General features: G+C 64.8%; 5 protein-coding genes and 1 pseudogene. 3 read left to right on the forward strand and 3 right to left on the reverse strand.

Translation table 11 applies throughout. The features are described from left to right. Positions 1-138 precede the first annotated feature (138 nt). Positions 139-600 carry a DUF5330 domain-containing protein gene (locus tag WA702_RS30005; protein WP_425114154.1) on the reverse strand — a complete coding sequence of 154 codons (462 nt, stop codon included), beginning with the start codon at positions 598-600 and terminating at the stop codon, positions 139-141. Between the two features lie 368 nt (positions 601-968). On the opposite strand from WA702_RS30005, the gene WA702_RS30010 reads away from it, so the two are divergent. The 3 genes from WA702_RS30010 to WA702_RS30020 are packed head-to-tail and all read left to right on the forward strand — an operon-like array spanning position 969 to position 3,914. Further along, the gene (locus WA702_RS30010) at positions 969-2,828 is read left to right on the forward strand and encodes a PAS domain-containing sensor histidine kinase (protein WP_425114155.1); all 1,860 of its coding nucleotides are present in this window, start codon (positions 969-971) and stop codon (positions 2,826-2,828) included. Continuing rightward, on the forward strand, positions 2,821-3,525 hold the full coding sequence (locus WA702_RS30015; protein WP_425114156.1) for a peptidoglycan-binding domain-containing protein: 705 nt from the start codon (positions 2,821-2,823) through the stop codon (positions 3,523-3,525). The genes WA702_RS30010 and WA702_RS30015 overlap by 8 nt, the downstream gene beginning before the upstream one ends. A 38-nt stretch (positions 3,526-3,563) precedes the next feature. Next, the gene (locus tag WA702_RS30020; RefSeq protein WP_425114157.1) at positions 3,564-3,914 is read left to right on the forward strand and encodes a DUF1491 family protein; all 351 of its coding nucleotides are present in this window, start codon (positions 3,564-3,566) and stop codon (positions 3,912-3,914) included. 22 nt (positions 3,915-3,936) lie between these two features. Here WA702_RS30020 and WA702_RS30025 read toward each other — a convergent pair whose 3' ends face one another. After that, positions 3,937-4,890, reverse strand: coding sequence for a DUF2336 domain-containing protein (locus WA702_RS30025; RefSeq protein WP_425114158.1), 954 nt, complete (start codon positions 4,888-4,890; stop codon positions 3,937-3,939). Between the two features lie 165 nt (positions 4,891-5,055). Further along, a pseudogene (locus tag WA702_RS30030) lies at positions 5,056-5,356 on the reverse strand (phosphatase PAP2 family protein); the annotation flags it as partial.

Raw genomic sequence — 5,356 nt, forward strand, 5'->3', positions numbered from 1 at the left:
CGTCCAGCAGTGCAAAATTGTCGCGGATTTCGTCGATCGTCGTCGTCATCGTGTCCATCGTTCCCATCTCCCCCTTATATGGGATCATGGGCCAGTGAAAGCGATATTGGACGCGTGGGTTCCGATGCCGGAGCGCGATTATTGCGCCGGCGGCAGATGCCATTCAGCGGCAAGATCGTCCGATGAGAGCGTGTCGGCAGGCGCCTCGCCGGGTGACGCCTCGGCCACCACAGGGGCGTCGATCGAGCCGGTGTGGTCGGGAGCGCGCTTGTCTGCGATCGCCGGCTTGACCGGGCCGATCGGCTTCTCGGCGGTGCCGATCTTTTCCGTCGTCTCCGGCTTTTCGGTGATGATCTGATAGACCTTGCGGGCGCCGTCAGCAGCGCGGTGGCCGATCGCGGTCGCGGCCTGGCCGCCGACATCGCAAGCTTGCGGTTGGCGCTTGCAGAACTGGGTCATGTCAGCGACGGCTGCGGTGGCTGCCTGCACCGCCTCCTGCGCATTGATCTGCGGCAGCTTGTCTGAATCGGGGGTCTTTTCCCGCGGCAACAGCACCAGCACCAATCCGAGCCAGAATGCCATGCGAAGCAGGAAGAACATGACGCAACCCCGATCGTCTCACTCAACTGCGCTGCGCGACTTCGCAGCCAATCGGTCACTAGGTCCAGTTTGTAGGATCAAGTGCTTGCATTGAGCTTAATTGGTTGAGAATTCGCGAAGGCGACGGTTGTTTTTTATCCGTAAATTTTTGCTTGATGCGATCTCGGTCCGGACGATAACGGGTTCTCGCTCTGCACGGTTTCGCGCCGACGATCGGCCACGGAAACGTTGCATTCACCATCCCGGCCAAATGCTGCAGGCGCCGGGGTCGCGGGCTTAGCGTTCGTTTAATGCGAACCTGACACGGTGTCCGCGAAGGGGCGCCCCGGCACGTTTTCGACGAGAACGAGAGCCGCGGCGCGAGAGCCGTGATTGTGTTGAGTATCATCCGCGATTGTCTTGATGCGCTTTTGCATCCATCGGCTCGAACTGATGCGCTGACGCGTGCGCGCCATCGCGCGTTCATTGCGCCGAGGCTGTTCGGCAGCCTTGGCGCCTTCGCGGTGTTCCCGGCCTATCTAGCCGTGCGCGGCGCGCCGAGCGCGCTCGAGGTTTGCGCGATGGCGTGGTTGATCGCGCCGATCCTGTTGTCCTGGTTCCTGTCCCGGACCGGCCGCTACGAGCTGGCCTATGCGTTGTCCTCGCTGGCGCTGTCCGCCCTGATCGTGGCGCTCGCGACCGAGACCGGCGGCATGGAGTCGTTCGCAGCGGTCTGGCTGATCGTCGTGCCATTGGAGGCGGCGCTGTCGGGCTCGCGTCGGGTCGTCATCTTCGCGGCCGTCCTGACGCTTGGCTGCGTGGGCGCGCTGACCCTGATTGCGCATGCCGGGCTGTTGCCGCCAGCCGATACCCATCCTGCGTTGCGCGCGGCGCTTGCCGCGTTCGGCGTCGCGTCCGCGACGCTCTATGCCTCGGTGCTGGCGTTCGCCGCCGATGCGTTGGCGCGCACCAGCATCTCGCTGCTGTCGATGGAGGAGGAACGCTATCGGCTGCTGGCGCTCAACATGAGCGACGTGATCTCGCGCCACCGTCGCAACGGCGCCGTGATGTTCATCTCGCCCGCAGCAGAAAGCCTGCTCGGTGCGCCGGTCGCGCAGCTTCAGGGCCACGGCCTGTTCGAGCGCGTCCATGTCGCGGACCGTCCGGCCTATCTCACAGCGTTGGCGGAAGCCGCGCGCGGCAATACGGCCTCCAGCGTCGAGTTCCGCCTGCGCCGCGATCTGTCGAGCGATCAGCGCAGCTCAAATCATCCGATTGATTTCATCTGGGTCGAGATGCGCTGTCGGCCGCTGGAGCGGGCAGGCCAAGTCGTCTCTGGTGTCGCATCCGCTGCAGATGCCGAGGTCGTCGCTGTTATCCGTAACGTCACCGACCGCAAGCACCAGGAACAGGCGCTCGAGCTCGCACGCGGTGCCGCCGAGCGCGCCGACGCTGCCAAGACGCGCTTCCTTGCCACCATGAGCCACGAGTTGCGCACGCCGCTCAACGCCATCATCGGCTTCTCCGACATGCTGGTGCAGGAGCAGACGCTGCGGCTCAACGCGGAACGTCGCCGTGAATACGCCCAATTGATCAACGATTCAGGTCAGCACCTGCTCTCCGTGGTCAATGGCATTCTCGACATGTCGAAAATGGAATCTGGCAATTTCGAGATCGTGCCCGAGCCGTTCGCACCGCGCGCGGCGCTGATCAATTGCTGCAACCTGCTGGCCCTGCGGGCGCGCGAAAACAGCATCGATCTGTCGGCCGATGCGCCGCAGGATCTGCCCGACATCACCGGCGATCCGCGCGCCTTCAAGCAGATCGTGCTCAACCTCGTCTCCAACGCGATCAAGTTCACCGAACGCGGCGGCAAGGTGACGGTGGCGGCCGGCGTCGAAGGCACGCAACTGATCCTGCGCGTCAGCGACACCGGCGTCGGCATTGCGCCGGACGATCTCTCGCGGATCGGCGATCCGTTCTTCCAGGCCGGCAAGACCTATCAGCGCCGTCACGAGGGCACCGGACTCGGGCTGTCGATCGTGAAGAGCCTGGTGCACTTGCACGCCGGTGAAATGTCGATACAAAGCAAGCTAGATGAGGGAACGACGGTGACCGTGGCGTTGCCGCTCAGCCACGCCGAGCCGGAGAGCAAGACCGGCAACAATATCACGCCGCTGGCGCCGTCGTTGCGCGCCGCGCCCGAGGGGCAGGCGTTCCAAGCGAACCAGGCGAAGAAGAGTGCCTAGACGAGCCGCAGCAGACGATGGCGGGGCGCCGCGCCCGCGAAAGCGCGCGACTGCCGCCGCCGCCAAGGTGGAGGTCGCAGACAAGCGCGGCCTGCTGATGCGCGCGCTGCTCTACAGCCCGAAGGATCTGCTGGCAGGCTTGCTCGGCTTTGCCGCAACCAGCGCCATCGTCGTCAATGCATTGTACCTGCAGTCGGGCCCGCATCCGGCACCGATGTTCGGCTCCTTCGTGGCGATACCCGCGCCGCTGTCATCAGCGAATCCGCTGCCGCGGCCACGCCCGATGGAGGCGAATGTCTCGCCGTTCGATCCGAAAATGATCGAGACCAAGTCGGCGGATGCGAAGGCTGCGGAGAGCAGGGGGTCCGATGCCAAGGCTGCGGACGCAAACGGAACCGATCAGAAATACGCCGATCCGCTCGCCGATCTGGTCAAGTCCATCAGCAACGGACGAAGCGCAACGCCACGGCCGCAGCCGGCCGCGGTGCAGAGCGGCGGCGCACGCCGCGTTGCGGCGGTCCAGCGCGCCTTGACCGATTACGGCTACGGCCAGTTGAAGCCGACCGGCATGGTCGGCCCCGACACGCAGGCTGCGATCGCGAAGTTCGAGCGTGACCGCAAGCTGCCGGTCACAGGCCAGGTCTCCGACCGTCTGGTGCGCGAGCTCGCGATTGTCATCGGTCATCCGATCGACTAGAGCAGGGGCTTGTTCCACCTCTGATCGACTGCTTTCCGATGCGATTAAAGACCAGCATATGGGTCGCAGCCTATCTGCGCCGCTGCCAGACGTCGGGCGTGTTTGGCGCCGTGCGCCGGCGCGGCGCTGACGAAGGCGGCGCTGTGTTCGTCAACGTCGCGCTGATGAACGGCACGGCACAGCTCTATGGGCCGGCGCCGCAATCGCTCTATGATGACAGCAGGCCGGTCGAGCGCTTCTTCGTGCCGATGACGCCGCAGCCGGTCGCCGAGAGCGAGGTCGATGAGCGTCTTGCCAAGGAGCTTCGCTTCGATCCGGATGCCTGGATCATCGAGACCGAAGACAAGCAAGGCCGTCACTTCCTCGAGATCGTGCGCGACCTGAAGTGATGCAGGTCCAGCGCGGCATTTCTCAGCGCTTGTAGTTGTCGGTGCCAGTACGGGCGATATGGCCAGGAGCTGCCTGCGGCAGGGACCGGGCTGTACCCCGGGCGCGTTGACGCTCGTCGTCGTAGAGCGCGGGGCGGTGCTTGGGCCGCGCGGCCGTTGCCATCGCCGCGCCACGCCAGGACGCCAGCATGATCAGCGCGGCGTGTTCGCTCAGGCGATGGTAGAAGCGCGACAGCCGAAACACCGCGTGGACGGACTGGCCGATCTCCGGCTTCAGGAACAGCAGCACCCGCTCGTAGACGGCGCCCGGCATGTCGAGCGCCTTGAGCGCGCAGGCGAGCGCCTCGCCGCCGGCATCCTCCACGATTTGTTCCGCGATCCGTTGCGCCAGGATCAGGCTCTCGCCGAGCTCGCTCGTAAAATTCTCAAGGTCGGAGACGAACGCCGCCATCTGCAGCGCATCGATGGCGCGCTCGGCGCGGGCGTGCGGAATCCGGGCCGCAGGCTTCAGCGGCGTGCGCGTCAAGTTATGCAGGATCGCGGCACGCTCGCTCGAGGCCGCACGAAAGAACATCTCCGCGAGCTCGGCGGCATCTTTCGGCTGCATCGACAGGCTGGCCGCGGAAGCGAGCGGATCATGCGCGGACTGCAGCAGCTCCGCAGGCAACGGGGCCGCGAGCGGCATCGGCTGGTCGGCCGATCCGGGACGCAAGCCAAGCTTGTGCAGGATCACGATCGGGGCTGCGGGATAGATCGCGAGCCGGCCGCGCACGGCGGCGCGGGTTGCATCGTCGACCTCGTCGATCAGGCGCGAGGTCAACTCGACGAACTGCCGTTCCTCGTCGGCGGAATGCGCCTGCGTCTGGACATAGAGGTCCGTCAGCACGCGCAGCAAAGTGGGTCTGATGTCGACCCCCTCGCGGCGCGAGAGCGACAGCAACCCGTCGAAGCCGGGAAAGGGCGGTGATGTCGTCATGTGGGTACGCAACTTCGCAATGTCGCAGCCAATGTACCCCGGCTTCTTTTAACAGCTCGTTAATCTTAATCCCGCGTAACCACCGGGACCCGTCCGTAGGCCAATGTTGCCGGGCATCGAGACAGGCCGCAAATGCGGATCGATCTCGATGCGGCTGTGGTGAGTTCAGTTCTTGTTGGCAAGCTGCGCCGCGCGTCCACCGGCGGCGTAGAGATTGAGGAGGGAGTAGACGCCGAACGGCGAATCGTCGTCGAGAAAGCCGCCGCCTGGGTCTTCCGTGTCCGTCAGAATCTGATTGGCCTGATCGAGGGTCAATGATGGGAATGCGGCAGTCAGAAGATAGCCCGCCTCCGGCGCAAGCTGGCCGAAGTCCTCGCGCCTGCCGACGTTCTCCGGGTAGACCACAGGCAGTCCATAGGTTTGCGTCGCATGATATGACGTCTCGTTCATTTCAGCGTTGTTGAAC

Source organism: Bradyrhizobium sp., from assembly GCF_049798375.1.
In the GTDB taxonomy this organism is placed as follows: domain Bacteria; phylum Pseudomonadota; class Alphaproteobacteria; order Rhizobiales; family Xanthobacteraceae; genus Bradyrhizobium.

Excerpts from the sequence above, each read along its gene's own strand:
- WA702_RS30005 (WP_425114154.1), bottom strand. The coding sequence starts at position 600 with ATGTTCTTCCTGCTTCGCATGGCATTCTGGCTCGGATTGGTGCTGGTG.
- WA702_RS30020 (WP_425114157.1), top strand. The coding sequence starts at position 3,564 with ATGCGATTAAAGACCAGCATATGGGTCGCAGCCTATCTGCGCCGCTGC.
- WA702_RS30025 (WP_425114158.1), bottom strand. The coding sequence starts at position 4,890 with ATGACGACATCACCGCCCTTTCCCGGCTTCGACGGGTTGCTGTCGCTC.